Here is a 17,159-nt window from a genome sequence, read left to right as displayed (position 1 = left end):
AGACCGTGGACGAGCGACTGCCGGCGGTTCACGGGAACCAGTCGAGAAACGTGCTGACGGCCCTCTTCAGCACGCTTTCCGTCGCCCGGGAGGCCGCCTCGTCCGTGACGACGTCGGAGAGGACGGAAGTACCCGGCTCCTGGTCGGCGGCGGGGAGGTCCACGGCGGTGGAGGCGGTCGACTCGGGGGCGGCCTCGGAAGCCGTGGAACCGGAGGGGGCCGTCGCGTCTGTGCCGCCGCGCCGGTGGACGTACTCGGCCACCGTGTAGCCCGCTGCGGCGCCACCGGCCGCGGCTGTGGCGACCCCGAGCCATCGGCCCTTCCGCACGGGCACGTGCCCCTTGCACAGTTCGAGCAGGTCCTCGGTGCGGGACACCCACACGGTGTGCGTCATCCACGCGTCACCGGCATTGTGGCGGGACGAGACCACTCCGAGCACGCTGTCGTCGCCGCGGCGGAGGACGGGCGCCCCGCTCATGCCCGGCATGACGTCGGCGGACTGGATCCGGCCCAGGCGCAGGCCGTCGGTGCGGGCGACCTCTCCCTGCCACCGCCCCAGGGCCTGGACCGATCGCGGCTGGGGCGCCTGGGTCATGTCCTCGATCACGGCGTGGCCGACCAGGGTCACCTCCTCGCCCTGCTCCGCCGAGTCCGAGGCGCGCAGGAGGCGGGCGCTGTCGGGCAGGGCCGTGTCCGTCTTGAGCAGGGCCAGGTCGGCTCTGCGGTTCCTGGCCACCACCCACGCCCGGGTGGGTTTGAGGTCCGGGTCTCCGAGGCTGTCCACCGTGACCTCGGCGATCTCCGCAGACGTGTCCTCCAGGCCGAGCGCGGTCCGGACGACGTGCCAGGCGGTCACGAGGTAGCCGTCGGGGTCGATCTGGAAACAGGTTCCCTGGGGAGCGCCGTCGGAGGTGAGGATTCTTCCCATGTACCGCGGAACGTACGGGGATTCGACCACCCCGGTGTTCCTTTCACTCGAAACACAATTCTGGGAGGGCGGCGGGGAACGCGGGCGGGGCAGGGTGCCGGTTTCGCGTCGCGGGGGTGCGGGTCGGGCCGGGCCCGGCGGGAAAAACTGGTACACCGCCCATACCCTGGAGTTCTTGCACCCAAACGGGGGTGCGGGTGCAGGGATAAACGTGGAAATGCCTCCACGGATCGCCGAATTCGGTGGCGCGAGTGCGGTGGCGAACGCGGCCTTGAAGGGGTTTGCAGGATTTTCATGATTTCGCCGTGGGTGTCGGTAATTCATATCGTCGGATGATCTGTTGTCCACGCCCGGTCGGCGGGTGCGGGCCCGTGCGGGCACCCGTCGGGGGAGAGCCGTCGGACAGGGACCGGACGCACCCGTCCGACGACCGGTCGCCGCGGTGGCGCGCGGCGACCGGGCCGTCGCCCCGGCTTCCCTTCCACAGGAGGTCGACGCGGGCCCGGACCGCTTCGGCGGTCCGGCGCCCTGTGAGCCCTTCGACGAACTGCGAGACCGGTATCAGCGCCGATCGGACCGGAGGCCGGGTCGGCTCGCCCCCGGGTGCGCGGCCGCGCGCCGGGCGGCTCAGACCGTGTTCTAGGTGGCGGGCGAGTCTTGGACGGACAGTTCCAGGGCCAGTTCCATACAGCGCCATCGGGCCGGGGAGACGTCGTAGGGCATCTTGCCGACGGCTTCGACCGCGCTCATGGAGCCGGCCTCCCGCCTGCCGGAGCCGAGGCCGGCCCCGTCCTCGCCGCCATCGGCGGGAACGGGGTGCAACGTGTCCCAGGCGTCGAAGAGGGCATCGTCCTCTTTCTCCAGGCCGGTCTCCTCGATGACGGTATGCAGGGCGCTTTCGAAGGCGTGCCGTTCGGCGGCCACGTGAGCCACCCGCGGATCGTCCACGGCGACACTGTCGTCGAGTGCCTCCTCAACCTCATCGATGCGGTCGGACTCCTCCCGCAGAGCGGGATGCGTGGCCAGGGCGATGAAGCGGGTGGCCTGGACGGCCGCGCCGAGCGGGCCGAAGATCCGCTCGGTGACCAGCAGAGTGTCCAGGTCCGCCTGGCGCAGGGAGCCCTCGGGCAGGTTCTTGAGACGGTCGGTGACGAAGTCGGAGAGCAGGCCCATCCGGCTGCCTTCGGTGCGCATCCGCTGCACGGCGGCCCGTTGCCGCCGCAGTTCTGTCTCCTGCTCGGCGAGGGTCTCCTCCAACCGCTCCAGGATGCCCGGGATGCCGTCCCCGCTGCCGGCGCCGGCGGAAGCCGTGCCGGTGGTGAAGGCGTCACGGATGTCGTCCAGGGCGATCCCGGCGTCGGCCATCTTGCGAATCCACAGCAGGCGGATCATGTCCTCGTACCCGTAGCGGCGGCGGTCGTCGCTGCCCCGCTCGGGCTCGGGGAGCAGGCCGATCTCGTGGTAGTGACGGATCGCCCGTGGCGTGGTGCCGGCGAAGGCCGCCGCGTCACCGATCTTGACCTGGCGGGGCGGCACGAAGGACGAATGCATGGGCAGGGACCTTTCCTCGAGGGATCGGGACGTGGGTCCACCAGACCACATACCGCTACGGAAGGTGCAAACCCCTGCACACCGCCCGCGCCAATGTTCTGTCACGACCCCGGCGTTCGTGCGGTGCTCCGGTCCAGTGCGATGACCTCGACCTCGATCTGCCAGTCGGGCTGGGCCAGTGAGACGACCTCGACGAGGGTGTCGGCGGGGTAGGGCTCGGACAGGAACTCGCCGCGCAGCGTGATCACGTGCGGGAGGTTCGTCGCCATGTCCCGTACGAAGATGCCGACCTTGACCACGTCCGTGAAGGCCAGGCCGGCCGCCTCCAGCACCCGTCCGACGTTCCGGAACGCCTTCCGCCCCTGTTCCAGGAACCCGCCCTCGACGGTCGTCCCGTCCTCCTCGAAGCCCGCCTGTCCGGACACGTACACGAAGCCCCCGGCCCGGACGGCCTGTGATATCCGGTAGGGCGCGTACCAGTCCGGCGTGGTCGCGATCTTCTCGACGTGCCCCACGGTGGCCGCTCCCTCTTCGCTGGACATGCTTCTCCCCTGTCTCGGCGGTGCCCGGAACCGGGCTCGAACGATGGCGTTACGGAACGTTTCGTAACGCCATGGAAGCTAAGTCATCCAAGGCGACTTGTCAAAACGAAACGTAACGTCACGCGGGCGGTAGGATGTGGCCCATGACCTCTGCCCCGAACAGTGAACGGCGTAGCGAGCGCGCCCGCCGGGCGATCCTCGACGCGGCGTTCGACCTGGTGAGCCGCAAGGGCTTCGCGAAGGTGACCATCGAGGGCATCGCCGCCCAGGCCGGCGTGGGCAAGCCCACGATCTACCGCTGGTGGGGCTCCAAGGGCGCGGTGGTGCTGGAGGCGATGAACGAGGAGCTCGGCGACGACTTCGCCTTCCCCGACACCGGGGACATCGCCGCCGACCTCACGACCCAGATCACCGCGGTGAGCCGGCGGCTGGTCACCGGCAGGATCAGCGAGGCCTTCAAGGGCGTCATGGCCGAGGCGCAGAACGACGCCGCGCTGATGAAGGCGTTCCGCGAGACGATCCTCGAGCCCAGCATCGCGGAGTGCCGTGCCCGCCTGGATTCCGCCGTCGCCGCCGGGCAGCTCCGCTCCGACGTGCCCACCGACGTGATGGTCGACCTCTTCTACGCGCCGGTCCACTACCGGCACTTCCTGGGCTTCGGCGACGATGCGGTCAGGCGCAGCGCCGACCTCGTCCAGGACGTCCTGCTCGGCCTGCGGCCCCGGACGGACGCGGGGTGAACGGCCGGTACCCGGCCGCTGTGCGTCGGGGCGAAGTACTGCCGGGGGGCTGAAGCGGGTGCGCGCCGCCCGGGCCGTCCTGCCGGGCGCCGGGACGCTGTCGCCCCACCGCAGCCGCCTTCCTGCCCGGCGCCGCGCCGGAAGGCGTCCCGACCGCGGCGGAGCGCTTCCCCCATCGGGCCGTCCGTCCAGCCGGTCAACGCCCCCGCGCGATCCGTCTTCGTCTCCTCTCGCTTCCCAGGCCCCTTCGGGGGGATCTCGGGGAGGGTGAAACGAACCCCTGGGGGTTGTTCACGGTAGGCGGATCCGTCTCCTCACATGCTCGTGCGAAATTCGCATTCGGGGGAGGGGCGGCGACGCTGATGCCGATTCTCTCCGACGTCCCTCGCGCGGTCCCACGGCCACCGGGAGAGGGGGAATCGGACGAGCCCCCACCGGTGGGAAGAAAGGTCGCCACCGGTGGTCGAGGTTTCTCTACCCGACCACTCCCACCAGGGCCAGTGACGTTCGCGGCCCGCTTTGTTTGACTTTCCTCGAGTGGGCGACAGGGCGCACCCGGGGCCTGCGACCCGCGCAAGCGATCGGAACATCGGCATGGGCACAAATGGAGGGCGTCGATCCTCGAAAAAGGGGATCGGCGCCCACGACCGGCCATACGGAAAAGAAAAGGATGATCCGACGGTCCTGCGGATCACGGGACTGACCAAGACCTACTCCCGGGGCGTCGTTCCCGTCCATGCCCTGAGAGGGGTGGACGTCGTCTTCCCCCGAGGGGGGTTCACCGCGATCATGGGACCCTCCGGATCGGGGAAGAGCACCCTCCTGCACTGCGCGGCCGGACTGGAGCGCCCCGACGCCGGCGCGGTGCTGGTGGAGGGGCGGGACATCACGGGCCTCTCCGAGAAGGACCTGACACGGTTGCGCGCACGCGCGTTCGGCTTCGTGTTCCAGTCCTTCAACCTCCTCCCCGTGCTCGACGCGGAGGAGAACATCACCCTCGGGCAGCGCCTGGCCGGCCTGCCCCCGGACAAGGCCCGGCTGGCCGGACTCGTGGACTCGCTCGGCCTGGAGGGCCGCCTCCGTCACCGGCCCGCCGAACTGTCCGGAGGGCAGCAGCAGCGGGTCGCCGTGGCGCGGGCGCTGCTGCACCGGCCGAGCGTGCTCTTCGCGGACGAGCCCACCGGCAACCTCGACTCCCGCTCCGGCGGCCAGGTCCTGGAGGCTCTGCGGCGTGCGGTGACCGAGCACGGCCAGACCGTCGTCATGGTCACCCACGACCCGGTGGCCGCGGCGCGCGCCGACCGGGTGCTCTTCCTCCGCGACGGCGGCATCGAGGACGAACTGTCCGACCCCGCCCCGGACACCGTGCTGGAGCGGATCAGGCGCTTGGAGTCCGTGTGATCAGGCTCGTGCTGCGGGGCGTGGCCGACCGGGCGCGCCCACTCGTCCTGTCCGTCCTGACCGTGGCCCTGGGGGCGGGGCTGGCCGTGGCCGCCCTGTCCCTGCAGGGTTCGGCCGACCGGGTGGCCGCCGAGGGAGCGGGTGCTCCCTGGCGGCTCTCGGAGCCGCCGATCGTCGTGGTGGCCGCCCCGGAGGACGCGGGCCTCACCGCGACGCCCTCCGGGGAGCCCGCGCGACTGCCCCCCGCGACCGTGGAAGCGCTGGCGGGGGTCCCCGGGGTCGCGGAGACGGAGGTGGAGGCGCCCTTCCCCGCCTACGTGGTGACCGACGAGCGCACGCTGGGGGGCCAGACGCAGCGCTCCTGGGGGCACTCGTGGGCGCTCGCCGAGGCCGAGCCCCTCACGCTCGCCCTAGGGCTGCCGCCCGGGGCGCAGGGGGAGGTGGCGATCGACGCCGGGACCGCGGCCGACGCGGGTGTGGCCCCCGGTGACCGCACCCGGGTTCTCACCCCCGAGGGCACAGCCACCGTGCTCGTCACCGGGATCGTGGACCGCGACACGGCCGGCGGGCAGGACCGGGGCGTCTTCTTCACGCCGGGCGAGGCCGCCGCGCGGGGCGGGGACCCGGTCCTGGCAGCGGTGTGGCCCCGGGAGGGGACGGACCCCTCCCGGCTCGCCGAGGCGATTCGGGAGGAGGTCCCGCAGGTCAGGGTGTTGACCGGGGTCGAGCGGAGCGAGGCGCTCGCACCGGGCCGGACCGGCCGCGAGCTGGCCTCGGGCATGGGGAGGTTCCTGGGCACGGTGTCCGGACTCGTGCTGGCGGTGGCGGCCGTCATGGTCGCCGGCCTGCTCACCACGACGGTGCGCAACCGCGTCCGGGAATTCGCCCTGCTGCGCCTGGCCGGGGCCGGGCCCGGGCTCGTCCGGCGCCTGGTCCTCGGTGAGGCCCTGGTCCTGGGCGCCGTCGCCGCGGTGCTCTCGTGGGTGGCGGGTGCGCTTCTGGCGTTGCTCATGGCCCGGTTCTTCGAGGCCATGGGGGTGCTCCCGCCGGGGTTCGAGCCGGAGGTTGGGCTGCCCGCGCTCGCCGCCGGAACGGTTCTGGCACTGGCCGTGCCGCTGCTGGCCTCCTGGGCGCCCGCGCGTGCGGCGGGGCGGACGGCGCCGGTCGAGGCCATGCGCGCGGCCCAGGTCGCGTCCGCGCCCCTGGCACGGGTGCGGGTCGCTCTGGGCGGGGTGGTCCTGGGCGGGGCTGTGGCGCTGCTCGCCGTGGCATGGGCGGCGGCGGGGAGCCGGGGGGCGGTGGTGGCGGCGCTCGCCGCCTCGATGGTCCTCGTCCTGGCGGCGGCCCTGCTCGCCCCGGTCCTCGTCCGGGGCGTGCTGCGCCTGGCGGGTCCGCTGGCGTCGAGGGGATCGGTGCCCTTCCTGGTGCACAGGGAGGCGTACGCCGACACGCGCCGGGTGGCGGGTGTGATGACGCCGCTCATGGTGACCACCGCCGTCGCCTGCGTGCTGCTGTTCCAGGGGCCGACCACGAGCGAGGCACGCATGCACTCCTACGGGGAGCGCCTCGCCGCCGACCTGGTGGTGTCCGGCTCCGTGGGGGTCGGGCTTCCCGAGACCGCGGCGCAAACAGCCGCCGGGGTTCCCGGGGTGTCCGCCGCAGGAGGGTTCCGGCAGACGGTCACGGCCGGCACCGGCGCTTCCCTGACGACCTACCTCGTCGATCCCGGGACCGTGGCGGACCTCTACCGGATCGACGCGGAACAGGGTGCGTGGGAGGCGTTCGACGCCGGCGGGGTCGCTCTCGACGCCGGGACGGCGGGGCAGGAGGGCTGGCGGGTGGGCGACACCGTCACACTCTCCGGGCCCGACGGGCAGCCGATCCTGGCCCGGGTGGCGGTTCTCTACGAGGCGGGGCTCGACTTCCCCGAGGTCCTGCTCCCCCGGCAGGTGCTCGCCCCCCGGATGCTGGACGCGATGGAGAGCGCCGTCTACGTCACGCTGGACCCCGGGGCCGACCCCGCCGCGGTCGCGCGCCGGCTGGAGGGGGCGATCGACGCCGGGCCCGGAATCCTGGTCACCGACCGGCCCGGCCACCTGGCCGACGTGGCGGCCCAGGGGGAGGGCGACGACTGGATCACCTACCTGATGGTGGCCGTGGTGGCGGGCTTCGCCGGGATCGGCGCGGTCAACACACTCGTCGTCTCCGTGGCGGCGAGGGCGGGGAACTTCTCCCTGCTGCGCCTGGTGGGGGCCTCCAGAGGACAGGTAGCGGGCATGGTCGCCGCCGAGGCGCTGGCGGTGTCGTCGGCGGCGGTGGCCCTGGGGACCGCGGCCGCGCTGGCCGGGCTCGCAGCCTCCGGGTACGCCTTCACCGGTGACACGGTGGTCCTGTCCGTCGCCCCGGGCCGGTACGCCCTCCTCGCCTCGGCGGTCCTGGCGCTGGGCCTGTCGGCGAACCTGGCGCCGGTCGCCGCGGCCCTGCGTGCCCGGCCCCTGCACGTGGTGTCCGCCACCGGATGAGGTACCACCGCCCGGACGCGGCGACCGGGCCGGTCGGGCGCTCCCGGCCGACCCGGCGGGGGCGGGTACGCGCGGGGAGCTCCCGCGCTCCTCCGAGGGCTGCCGCGACCTGTCGGGGACACGTCGGCCGTCCACGGCCGTTGAGCCGCGGAAGGGGCGCGGGCGCCGGTGCGGCCGGGACCGCCCCGGGCGCCCGCGGGCGGTTCAGGGGTTGTCGACGAGCCCGGTGAGCACCCGGCGCACCACCCGCTCGAACAGGGTGTGCGTGTCCTGGGGCGCTTCGGCGCCGGGACCGTCCGCCAGCGCGGCCAGCAGGAGCGGATGCCGTTCCGCGGTCGCCGCGGAGGCCAGGTGGGAGGCGTGCGCCCGTCGGGGGTCGGCGGGCGCGTTCCGGCGCTGGAGCTCGGTGCGGGCGAACAGGGTCACCAGCCCGTTCAGCACCCCGACGGTCTCCAGCCGGGCGGGGGAGGACAGCGGCGCCGGAGCCAGTGCGCGCAGTGCGTACTCCAGGTAGTCCATGCCCCGGGGGCCCAGGGCGGGTTCCGCGGGCAGGTCGAGCAGCCACGGGTGGCGCAGGTGGACCTGCTTGGCGCGGCCGGCGAGGGCGGCCAGGTCCTCGACCGGGTCCCCGCTCAACGGGACGCCGAGGTCGATCTCCGCGGCGGCGGCGTCCGCCATGAGGTCGAGGAGGTCGGCCCGGGTGGACATGTAGCGGTACAGCGAGGCCGGTCCCGTGCCGAGCTGTCCGGCCACCTGGCGCATGGACACCGCCGCGAGGCCGCCCCCGTCCGCCAGCCCGATCGCGGCGGCGGTGATCTGTGCCCGGCTGCGCTCCGGCGCGGGACCGCGTGCACCCCGTTCGGGGCGGTTCCACACGGTCGTCGGTTCCTCGGTCATCGGTCCCCGTTCCACTCCTGTTGCGACGCCCCCTATCCTAATACTGAGAACATTGATCGCAGTATTGTGAGGAGTGGGAGCATGGACCGACGACCGTGGACACCGACCCGGTGGGCACGCAACGGCGACGTCCGACTGGCCTGCGACACGTGGGCCGGCGCGGACGGGGGCGAGCCGCTCCTGCTCGTCATGGGCATGGGCGTCAGCCGGCGGTGGTGGCCGGACGGCCTGTGCCGGATCCTGGCCGAGCACGGCTTCTCGGTCGCCCGCTACGACCACCGCGACGCCGGCGAGTCGACGCACCTGCCGCCGGCGAGGACCCGCCTGCCCGCCACCGCCCTGCTGGGCAGACGCGGCGAGGCCTACACGGCCGAGGACATGGCCGACGACGCCGTCGCCGTGCTCGACGAGCTCGGCTGGGAGGCGGCCCACCTGCTCGGCGTGTCCCTCGGCGGCGCCGTGGCGCAACGCGTCGCGATCCGCCACCCGGGCCGTGTCCGCACCCTGACCTCGATGTCGGCGGTCCCCGCGGACGCGGCGGGGCTGGGCGTCCTGCGCTACATCCGCGTCCCCGCCGTCGCCAGGCTCAGCCGGATGCACTATCCCGACACCGAGGAGGGCACCGTCCGGGCCGGCCTGGCCATCGCCCGGTTCTGCGCCTCACCCGCCCGGCCCTTCGACGAGCGGGAGGAGCGGGCGAAGGCCGAACGCCTCGCCGACTCCGGCACCCGCGACACCCGGGCGCAGAGCCGTCAGATCGGAGCCCAGTGGCACGGCCCGGCGATCAGCACGATCACGGCCCCCACACTGGTGCTGCACGGCCGGGACGACCCCCTGATCCGGCCGAACGCCGCCGCCGCGATCGCCTCCCGCGTCCCCGGCGCGCGCCTGGTCGCCCTGCCGGGCGTCGGCCACGACATCCCCGCACCGGTGTGGCGCACCGTCGCCGCCGAGGTGCGCGCACTCGCCGACGGCTCACCGGATCGGCCGCACCGGGGCTGATCACATCGCGGTCCCGGCCCGGAACGGGGGAGTGGAGGCCGTGGGACCGGAGCGTCGGCGACCGGTCTCACGCGGAAGCGGTGACGCCTCCGGCGCCGACCCCTGGTGAGGGTCGGTGCCGGAGGCCGGTGACCGCCGATCCGGTGTGCCCGGTCAGAAGCGGTCGACCAGGAGCCGCCCGTCGGCGGCGCGCTGGCCCGCCAGGCCGCCGCCGTAGTTGGCCTCGACCCGCGCGCGCTCGGAGGCGTTGGGGGCGCGGACGGTGCAGTTCACCCCGCCGGTGGAGCCCGACATCAGCGAGGAGCACGGGCCGGGCTTGACGTCGGGCAGGCCCAGGCTGTGGCCGAGCTCGTGCGCGGCGATGCGCACCGCGTCGTAGCCCTGGGCGGTGCCCTGGCGGCCCATCCAGACGGTGACCTGCCCGCCCGGGCGCACCGGGCCCAGGTGGGCGCGGGGCCAGCCGTCGTCGGCGATGATGCGGATCTCGGCCCGCCGCCCGGCGGGGGCCGGCTCCAGGCGGACGTTGTTGACGCTGGAGTTCCACACGCCCACGGCCGAGGCGACGGCGGAGGCGTACTCCGCGGACTGGCTCGCGTCGTAGTACAGGGTGGTCTGGCGCAGGGGCTGGACCTGGTCCGCGGGTTCCGCGGAGGCCGGTACGGCGCCCACCAGCGTCAGCGCCAGGGCGCTCAGCGCGATGAGGAGGGGTGTGAGGATGCGTCTCAGCATGGGGGTCTCCCTGGGGTGAGGGTGCTGATCTCTCTGGTGACCCGGTGAGGTCGCCCTGATGCTATGTGTAGTGCCGTGTCGCCACAAGACGGGCAGAACGTCTGTTTGCGGCGCGGTGTACCGGCGGCGAGGGCCGGGGAGGGAGAGCCGGTTCCGCCCCGGCGGGCGGCTTCGCGGGGCGGGGCCCTGCCCGGGCGGAGCCGGGGTCGCGTCGACCACGGCCCGACCCCCGGCCGGACCGGCGCCGAGAAGGTCGAACCGGCAGTGGCGGGGGAACGCGTCGTCGCCCCCTCGGGAAGTCCTGACGACGGCGCGGCACCGTCGCGGGACACGGGCGGAGGGTCCGAAGGCGGTCCGCGGGCGCCTCCTCGGTCGTCACGCAGTGGAGTACAGGCTGGTGGCAGAGGCACTGTAACCTACGGTCATGAAATTGAAAATCATTATCAGAACCGTAGGAGTCGCATCGACTCTCGCCCTGGCCGGCTGCGCGACGGCGGCCGTCCCCGAAACCGACTCCACGGCGGCAGCGGGCGGGGGAGCGACCCCCTACCCCCTCAGCGTCGAGAACTGCGACACCGAGGTGACCGTCGAGCAGGCTCCCGAGCGCGCGGTCTCGCTGAACCAGTCGGCCACCGAGATCATGATCCGGCTCGGCCTCGCCGATCGCATGGCAGGCACCTCGTACGAGACCGACCCCGTCCCGAGCGACATCGCCGACGCCTACGAGGGCATCCCCCTGCTCACGGACGGCCTGCTCAAGCACGAGACCCTGCTGGAGGCGCAGCCCGACTTCGTCTACTCGTCGTTCGCCTCGTTCCTCACCGCAGAGAACGCCGGTGAGCGCGCCGAACTCCACGAACTCGGCGTCCCGACCTACCTCAGCGAGTTCGACTGCACCTACCACGAGGCCGTCGAGGGCGGCGCGACCTTCGAGATGCTGTTCGACGAGATCGAGACCATTGCCGAGGTCTTCGACGTGCCCGACGCCGGCGAAGAGCTCGTCGCCGAGCAGCAGGCCGTGGTCGACGAGGGACTCGAGATCGCCGAACAGATCGAGGGCACGCCGAGCCTGGTCTGGTTCTACTCGACCGCGTCGTCCTCTTCCACCCCCTCGGTCGCGGGGCCCGGCGGGCTCCCGCAGACCGTGACCGAGATGCTCGGCGCCGAGAACGCCTTCAGCGACGCCTCGACCAAATGGCCGGAGGTCAGCTGGGACGAGGTCGCCGCGCGCAACCCCGACGTGCTCGTGCTCGCCGACCTGAGCCGCGGATACCCCGGCGACACGGCCGAGGAGAAGATCGAGTTCCTCAAGAACGACCCGCTGACCTCGACCATGGACGCCGTCGTCAACGACCGCTTCATCGTCGTGCCCGGACAGCACATGGACCCGTCGGTCCACAGCGTGCAGGCCGTCCCGACCGTCGCGCAGGGCCTCATCGACATGGAGATCGAGTAATGACGAACACGAACGCCCTCGACCGGCTCATCCGCGCCTGGGACGACCAGCAGGCGGCGTACATCACCCACCGCGAGCAGAGGTTCGAGATCATGCTCGACGTCATCACGCGGATGTGCGCCTCCTCGGACGAGTTCGAGACCGACGGAACCGGCATGACCGTCCTCGATCTGGCGTGCGGCCCCGGCAGTCTCTCGCAGCGCGTCCTCGACCGGTTCCCGGGCGCCCGGGTGATCGGAGTCGACTACGACCCGGTGCTGCTCGCGATCGCGGGCTCCTGGCTCGGCCGACGCCACGGTTCACGCTTCACGCCCCTCGACGTCGATCTGGCAGCGCCCGGCTGGAGGGCTCAGCTCCCCGACGGGCCCGTGCACGTCGCCGTCTCGTCGACCGCGCTCCACTGGCTGGAGCCGGCGCAGCTCGTCGCCGTCTACGACGCCCTGGGGACCCTGCTCCCCGCCGACGGCGTCTTCATGAACGCCGACCACCTGCGCTACGACCCGCGCTCGCAGCCCTTCCTCACCGAGGCGGCGGCCGCCGACGACGAACGCACCCAGCACGACGCGCACGCGCAGGGCGTGCAGACCTGGGACGAGTGGTGGGCGGACGCCGTCGCGGACGACGCGTTCGGACAGCACCACGCCGAGCGCGAGCGCCGCTTCGCCGACCGCCCGCCCACACCGCACGCGCCGCTCGAGCTGCACCTGCAAGCGCTCGGCACCGCCGGCTTCGCCGAAACCGGTGTCATCTGGCGGTACTACGACGATGTCGTGGTGTTCGCGCGAAGATGACGAAACTCACCGATCCCTCACAGACCGGCTCGCGCGACACGGGCGCGCTTCCCGGAGCCGATCCCCTGGCGGCGCGAGCGACGGCAGGCGATGCCGTGGTCTCCCCGACACGTGCACCGGGCAGGCTGCGCTCGTCCCTCATCGTCGGCGCCTTCATCGTCGCGTTGTGCGCGTCGATCATCGTCGCGACCTTCGTCGGCACGGCGGACATCGGGGCGCTCGACGTGCTCGGGATCATCCTGCGCAACATCGGGCTGGGCGCCCTCGCCCCCGTTGCGCCGGCGCCGCCGCTCATCGACGCCCTCGTCTGGGAGTCGCGTCTGCCACGTGTGCTCCTCGCCGCCGTGGTCGGGCTCGGACTCTCGGTCTCGGGCGCGGTGCTGCAGTCGGTCACCCGCAACCCGCTCGCCGAACCGTACTTGCTCGGGGTCTCCTCCGGGGCGTCCACCGGGGCGGTCTCGGTCATGATCCTCGGGCTCGGCTCGGGCGCGGTGACCCTCTCGACGGGCGCTTTCGCCGGCGCGCTGGTCGCCTTCGCGATCGTGCTGTTCCTCATCGGGGGCGGACGCGTCTCGAACCCCGCCCGCGTGGTGCTCACCGGTGTGCTCGTGTCGCAGTTCTTCTCGGCGATCACCTCGCTCGTGCTGATGCTCGACGGCGACGCGGACGCCACCCGGGGCTTCACCTACTGGCTGCTCGGCTCACTCGGGGGTGCGCGCTGGGAGCCGCTGATCGTGGCGTCCGCCGTCATCGTGCTCGGAGCCGTCGGCTGCCTGTTCCTCGCGCCGGCCCTGGACGCGTTCACCTTCGGCTGGGACACCGCTTCCTCGCTCGGGATCAACGTGACCCTGGCACGGGTGACGCTCATGGTCCTCACCGCGCTCATCACGGCGGCGGCCGTCGCGGCGTCCGGGGCGATCGGGTTCATCGGGCTGCTCGTGCCGCACATCGTGCGTCTGCTCGCCGGGCCCACGCATCGCCTACTGCTTCCCCTCTCGGGGCTCGGCGGAGCGATCTTCCTGGTGTGGGTCGACACCTTCGCCCGCTCGGCGTTCTCGCCGCACGACATCCCGGTGGGGGTGATCACGGCGCTGCTCGGTGCGCCGATGTTCGCGATCGTTCTGCGCAAGGCGGCTCGGCAATGACGGCACTGGCAGCGAACGACATCACGTGGTCGGTCGACAGGACACGCATCCTCGACGGGGTCTCGATCGAGGTGCGCTCGAACGAGGTGCTCGCCGTGCTCGGGCCCAACGGGGCCGGCAAGACCTCACTGCTGCGCATCCTGGCGGGGCTTCGGCGGCCGGATGCGGGGACGGTCCTCCTGGGCGGGGAACCGGTTCGCTCGTTGTCCCGGCGCGCGGTCGCCCGGCGGATGGCGATCGTCGAACAGTCGCCCGAGGTGCACACCGACATCACCGTCGACGAGGCCGTGGCGCTCGGCAGAACGCCGTACCGCAGCACCTTCGCCGGACTGGACGGCGAGGACCGTGCCGCGATCGAACACGCGCTCTCCCTCACCGGGATGCGCGCGTATCGATCCCGGTCGTGGCGGACGCTCTCCGGCGGTGAACAGCAGCGCGCCCAGCTCGCCCGCGCGCTCGCGCAGCAGCCGGAAGTGATCGTGTTGGACGAGCCCACCAACCACCTCGACGTCCGTTACCAGCTCGAAGTCCTCACCCTGCTCCGCTCGCTCGACATGACGGTGGTGACCGCCCTTCACGACCTCAACCTGGCCGCACGCTACTGCGACCGGGTCGCGGTCCTGCACGACGGTCGGGTCGCGGCGTCCGGGCCGCCCGCCGCTGTGCTGACGCCCGAGCTCATCCGCTCCGTCTATGCGGTCGAAGCCGTCGTCGACACCTCTCCACACACGGGTGCGCCGGTCGTGACCTACCTGGGGGCCGAGACCGGCATGCCCGCGTAGCCGGGTAGCGCCTGTTCGGGGCCGGGCTCCTGCCGAAAGACCACGGAGAGCCGTGGTCGGGGGCGTAGCGGTTCCCGGGGCTGCCCGGACCACGGCCGGGGGAGAGCCGGCGGCTGTCAGGGCTGTTGCCCGTGGCCGATCCGGCTCTCTCCCCATCTGCCACAAGCGCCCGGCCGAGCATGCCGATGGCTTTCGGGACGAGTTCCCGGGTGAGGACCGGGACCTTCGGGTACGCGGGAAGCACCGTCGGCGGGCCCCCCCCGGGGGGGGGCCGCGGCCCCCCCGGGGGCCCCCCCCGGCGGGGGGGGCGGCGGGGGGCCCCCCCCACGGGTCCGCCGCGGAGGCGGACCGGCGGGTGCGCCCGACCCGGACGGGTCGCTCAGGGGCGCGAAGCCCCGGTGAGGGTGCAGTCCGGCTGCGCCAGGTCCAGCTCCGACCCGGTGGTCAGGCAGTCCGTGACCATGTGCACCTGCTGGCCGTAGGCGCGGCCCTGCCCGAAGGTGACGTTCCCGTCCCCGTCCACCTCACAGGGGTTGTCGTCGGTGCACTCCTCGCCGTCCCGGTTGTGGGTGTTGTGGACCCCCACCACCGTGGAGCCGTCGGGGGCCAGCAGCGCCGAACCGGACATGCCCGGAAAGACATCGCAGCCCCCGCCCGAGGCGTAGCGGATCGCGTCGTCCTGCTCGTAGCCGCCCTCGCGCAGGTGCGGGACCACGGCTTCGGCCGAGCACCCCAGACGGGTGTAGGGGACGAGCATGCTGAGCGGATCGCCCGAGCGCACGGGTTCGGAGGCCAGTTCGAGGACCTTGGCCCCCTCCGACTCCAGCTGCCCGTAGGTCGTGTCCAGGCGGTAGAGGGCGACGTCGGTGCCGGTCATCGTCGCGTACACCAGGCGCTCCAGCCGGGCGGTGGCCTGCGGGTAGCCCCGGGGGTCGCCGATGTGCACCTCGCCGTCGGCCGGGCGGTCGACCAGCGCGCTTCCCGGGGCGGGCCGCTCCTCCTGCACGCAGTGGCCGTTGGTCAGCATGAGCGCGGGGTCCTCCGGGAGCGAGGAGGCGGTGCGCACCACCGAGCCCGCGCAGCCGCCCAGGTACGCCGCCCCCTCCACGTCCGGGATCTCGTCGTCGGCGGGCACGTCGGTGCCGTCGACGATGCCGTCGATCCACGCGGTGTGCAGGGTGGCGTCGGTGAACCAGACCGGGGCGTCGTTCCCGCTCGGGCCGCTGACCACGCCGGCCACGGCCCACTCACCGTCCTCGCGGACCAGCGCGGGCCCGCCCGAGTCCATGTTGGCCGCGTTGACGCTGCCGTCGCGGCTGCCGATGCACAGTTCGTCGGTGCGGTCCGTGATCCCGCACGCCGAGGCCGGCTGGACCACGGTGTCGGCCTCGTGCAACCGGTTCGGGTAGCACGCCGGGTCGTCGCTGTCGTCGCAGGTCATGCCCCAGCCCAGGAGTCTGGCCGGTGAGCCCTCCGCCGGGGTGCTCCGGGCGATCCGCACGGGTTCGGCCTCGACCGGGGCCGCCAGGTGCATCAGCGCCAGGTCCCTGCCCCAGAAGCCGCCCTCGTCGTTGCTGGTCGCCAGCCGGTAGTAGTGGTCGACCTCGGCCACCTCGCCCCCGGAGGTGCTGTCCAGCGACCCGATCCGGACCTTCCAGCCCTGGGGGACGCCCACCTTCGCGTTGGTCGGGTTCTTGCCGGCGCAGTGGCTGGCGGTCAGCACCCACTGGGGGGCCAGGAGCAGGACGCCGCATCCGTGGCCGTCCTCGCGCGGGGGAGCGGGATACGAGGGTTGGAACGAGCCCATGAAGGAGTAGGCGCGGGTGGACTCGGTGCCGCCCACGATCGCCTGCGCCGGGACCGCGGTGAACAGGGGTACGGCGAGCGCGCACAGGGCGCCGAGCAGGAGGAGTTGTCTACGCATGCGCCGGACCGTACTCGGCCCCGTGTTGCGCAAATGTGTGGTGCCGCGCCGCAGCGGAGGCGTCCGCCGGAGGCGCTCCGGCCCCCGGCCCGAACCTCGCGGCCGGGGCGGCGGCTCAGGTGTGCGCAGCCGTGGCCCGGAGGCCGGCGAGCACCACGCCGACGATGCGCTCCGCGTCCGCGCGGGTGAACGTGCGCATGCCGCGGTTGACGATGAGGTGCACCGGGCCGGAGATCATCTCGCCGAGGAAGGAGCTCTCGACCGGGGGGAGCTCGCCCCGCTCCACGGCGGTGTCCACCCGCCGCTGCATGGCGGCCACGCGCTGGTCGAGGATCCTGGTCAGCGCCTGGACGGTGGGGCCCTGGCGGGCGGGTTGGACGGCCTGTTCGAGGGTCCGGCCGAACGGCGTCTCCAGACCGCCGGCGAGGGCCTCCAGGAAGTCCACCAGGTCCCGGTGGATGTCGCCGGTGTCGGCGACCGAGGCGAGGTCCTCGGCGTAGCGCAGCAGGGCTTCGACCACCAGCTCCTCGCGGTCGGGCCAGTTGCGGTAGACGCTGGTCTTGTGCACGCCGGCGAACTCGGCGACCTCCTCGTAGCGGAAGCCCGTGATGCCGTCGCGCGCCACGAGCTCGGCGGTCGCGGCGAGGATCTGCGCCCTCACCCGTGCGTTGCGGCCACCGGGGCGCCGTGCGGTCGGTCGGACGGTGTTTCCCTCGGCCATCGCCGCGCCCACCTCCTGGTCCTCTGCT

At 73.0% G+C, this 17,159-nt stretch carries 15 protein-coding genes; 8 read left to right on the top strand and 7 right to left on the bottom strand.

Going from position 1 to position 17,159, the window contains the following annotated elements:
* Positions 1-28: 28 nt before the first annotated feature.
* The 3 genes from ACWGL3_RS01335 to ACWGL3_RS01325 form a co-directional block, all read right to left on the bottom strand.
* Positions 29-958 (bottom strand): S1 family peptidase, encoded by a 930-nt coding sequence (locus ACWGL3_RS01335; RefSeq protein WP_267944906.1) that lies wholly within the window; start codon positions 956-958, stop codon positions 29-31.
* A 609-nt stretch (positions 959-1,567) separates the two neighbouring features.
* Positions 1,568-2,479, bottom strand: a complete 912-nt coding sequence (locus ACWGL3_RS01330; protein WP_267944905.1) for a MerR family transcriptional regulator — start codon at positions 2,477-2,479, stop codon at positions 1,568-1,570.
* 101 nt (positions 2,480-2,580) lie between these two features.
* Positions 2,581-3,021: a RidA family protein gene (locus ACWGL3_RS01325; RefSeq protein ID WP_267944904.1), complete on the bottom strand. Its 441-nt coding sequence runs from the start codon at positions 3,019-3,021 to the stop codon at positions 2,581-2,583.
* Positions 3,022-3,164: 143 nt separating this feature from the next.
* On the opposite strand from ACWGL3_RS01325, the gene ACWGL3_RS01320 reads away from it, so the two are divergent.
* From ACWGL3_RS01320 to ACWGL3_RS01310, 3 genes are all read left to right on the top strand, one after another.
* Positions 3,165-3,761, top strand: coding sequence for a TetR/AcrR family transcriptional regulator (locus tag ACWGL3_RS01320; protein WP_267944903.1), 597 nt, complete (start codon positions 3,165-3,167; stop codon positions 3,759-3,761).
* A gap of 690 nt (positions 3,762-4,451) precedes the next feature.
* Positions 4,452-5,162, top strand: coding sequence for an ABC transporter ATP-binding protein (locus ACWGL3_RS01315; protein WP_267950415.1), 711 nt, complete (start codon positions 4,452-4,454; stop codon positions 5,160-5,162).
* Positions 5,159-7,684 (top strand): ABC transporter permease, encoded by a 2,526-nt coding sequence (locus ACWGL3_RS01310; RefSeq protein WP_267944902.1) that lies wholly within the window; start codon positions 5,159-5,161, stop codon positions 7,682-7,684. The genes ACWGL3_RS01315 and ACWGL3_RS01310 overlap by 4 nt, the downstream gene beginning before the upstream one ends.
* Before the next feature lie 204 nt (positions 7,685-7,888).
* On the opposite strand, the gene ACWGL3_RS01305 is transcribed toward ACWGL3_RS01310, so the two are convergent.
* Complete coding sequence (locus ACWGL3_RS01305) at positions 7,889-8,581, bottom strand: TetR/AcrR family transcriptional regulator (protein WP_267944901.1); 693 nt, start codon at positions 8,579-8,581, stop codon at positions 7,889-7,891.
* A gap of 81 nt (positions 8,582-8,662) precedes the next feature.
* Here ACWGL3_RS01305 and ACWGL3_RS01300 point away from each other — a divergent pair, with 81 nt between their 5' ends.
* Positions 8,663-9,583: an alpha/beta fold hydrolase gene (locus ACWGL3_RS01300; RefSeq protein WP_267944900.1), complete on the top strand. Its 921-nt coding sequence runs from the start codon at positions 8,663-8,665 to the stop codon at positions 9,581-9,583.
* A gap of 153 nt (positions 9,584-9,736) precedes the next feature.
* Here ACWGL3_RS01300 and ACWGL3_RS01295 read toward each other — a convergent pair whose 3' ends face one another.
* Entirely contained in the window at positions 9,737-10,312 is a 576-nt protein-coding gene (locus ACWGL3_RS01295) for a snapalysin family zinc-dependent metalloprotease (RefSeq protein WP_267944899.1), read from the bottom strand.
* 424 nt (positions 10,313-10,736) lie between these two features.
* Between ACWGL3_RS01295 and ACWGL3_RS01290 the strand changes: the two genes are divergently transcribed.
* From ACWGL3_RS01290 to ACWGL3_RS01275, 4 genes are read left to right on the top strand one after another with little or no spacing between them, the layout of a single operon-like run.
* Complete coding sequence (locus ACWGL3_RS01290) at positions 10,737-11,768, top strand: ABC transporter substrate-binding protein (protein WP_267944898.1); 1,032 nt, start codon at positions 10,737-10,739, stop codon at positions 11,766-11,768.
* Positions 11,768-12,559, top strand: coding sequence for a class I SAM-dependent methyltransferase (locus tag ACWGL3_RS01285; protein WP_267944897.1), 792 nt, complete (start codon positions 11,768-11,770; stop codon positions 12,557-12,559). Before ACWGL3_RS01290 ends, ACWGL3_RS01285 begins: the two co-directional genes overlap by 1 nt.
* A complete protein-coding gene (locus tag ACWGL3_RS01280; RefSeq protein WP_452460643.1) occupies positions 12,556-13,704 on the top strand; it encodes a FecCD family ABC transporter permease in 1,149 nt (382 codons plus the stop codon). Before ACWGL3_RS01285 ends, ACWGL3_RS01280 begins: the two co-directional genes overlap by 4 nt.
* On the top strand, positions 13,701-14,486 hold the full coding sequence (locus ACWGL3_RS01275) for an ABC transporter ATP-binding protein (RefSeq protein ID WP_267944895.1): 786 nt from the start codon (positions 13,701-13,703) through the stop codon (positions 14,484-14,486). Before ACWGL3_RS01280 ends, ACWGL3_RS01275 begins: the two co-directional genes overlap by 4 nt.
* A gap of 379 nt (positions 14,487-14,865) precedes the next feature.
* Here ACWGL3_RS01275 and ACWGL3_RS01270 read toward each other — a convergent pair whose 3' ends face one another.
* The gene (locus tag ACWGL3_RS01270) at positions 14,866-16,410 is read right to left on the bottom strand and encodes a trypsin-like serine protease (protein WP_267944894.1); all 1,545 of its coding nucleotides are present in this window, start codon (positions 16,408-16,410) and stop codon (positions 14,866-14,868) included.
* A gap of 115 nt (positions 16,411-16,525) precedes the next feature.
* Complete coding sequence (locus ACWGL3_RS01265) at positions 16,526-17,131, bottom strand: TetR/AcrR family transcriptional regulator (RefSeq protein WP_267944893.1); 606 nt, start codon at positions 17,129-17,131, stop codon at positions 16,526-16,528.
* Between the last annotated feature and the right edge of the window lie 28 nt (positions 17,132-17,159).

The sequence above is a fragment of the Nocardiopsis sp. NPDC055824 genome (assembly GCF_053616335.1).
Note: the sequence above shows the minus strand (reverse complement) of the source record. Positions and strands in the feature narration are given on the sequence as shown.

What these genes read in the sequence shown, in the direction of transcription:
- ACWGL3_RS01330 (WP_267944905.1), bottom strand. Translation starts at nt 2,479, where the DNA reads ATGCATTCGTCCTTCGTGCCGCCCCGCCAGGTCAAGATCGGTGACGCG.
- ACWGL3_RS01325 (WP_267944904.1), bottom strand. Translation starts at nt 3,021, where the DNA reads ATGTCCAGCGAAGAGGGAGCGGCCACCGTGGGGCACGTCGAGAAGATC.
- ACWGL3_RS01320 (WP_267944903.1), top strand. Translation starts at nt 3,165, where the DNA reads ATGACCTCTGCCCCGAACAGTGAACGGCGTAGCGAGCGCGCCCGCCGG.
- ACWGL3_RS01305 (WP_267944901.1), bottom strand. Translation starts at nt 8,581, where the DNA reads ATGACCGAGGAACCGACGACCGTGTGGAACCGCCCCGAACGGGGTGCA.
- ACWGL3_RS01300 (WP_267944900.1), top strand. Translation starts at nt 8,663, where the DNA reads ATGGACCGACGACCGTGGACACCGACCCGGTGGGCACGCAACGGCGAC.
- ACWGL3_RS01295 (WP_267944899.1), bottom strand. Translation starts at nt 10,312, where the DNA reads ATGCTGAGACGCATCCTCACACCCCTCCTCATCGCGCTGAGCGCCCTG.
- ACWGL3_RS01290 (WP_267944898.1), top strand. Translation starts at nt 10,737, where the DNA reads ATGAAATTGAAAATCATTATCAGAACCGTAGGAGTCGCATCGACTCTC.
- ACWGL3_RS01285 (WP_267944897.1), top strand. Translation starts at nt 11,768, where the DNA reads ATGACGAACACGAACGCCCTCGACCGGCTCATCCGCGCCTGGGACGAC.
- ACWGL3_RS01280 (WP_452460643.1), top strand. Translation starts at nt 12,556, where the DNA reads ATGACGAAACTCACCGATCCCTCACAGACCGGCTCGCGCGACACGGGC.
- ACWGL3_RS01275 (WP_267944895.1), top strand. Translation starts at nt 13,701, where the DNA reads ATGACGGCACTGGCAGCGAACGACATCACGTGGTCGGTCGACAGGACA.
- ACWGL3_RS01270 (WP_267944894.1), bottom strand. Translation starts at nt 16,410, where the DNA reads ATGCGTAGACAACTCCTCCTGCTCGGCGCCCTGTGCGCGCTCGCCGTA.
- ACWGL3_RS01265 (WP_267944893.1), bottom strand. Translation starts at nt 17,131, where the DNA reads ATGGCCGAGGGAAACACCGTCCGACCGACCGCACGGCGCCCCGGTGGC.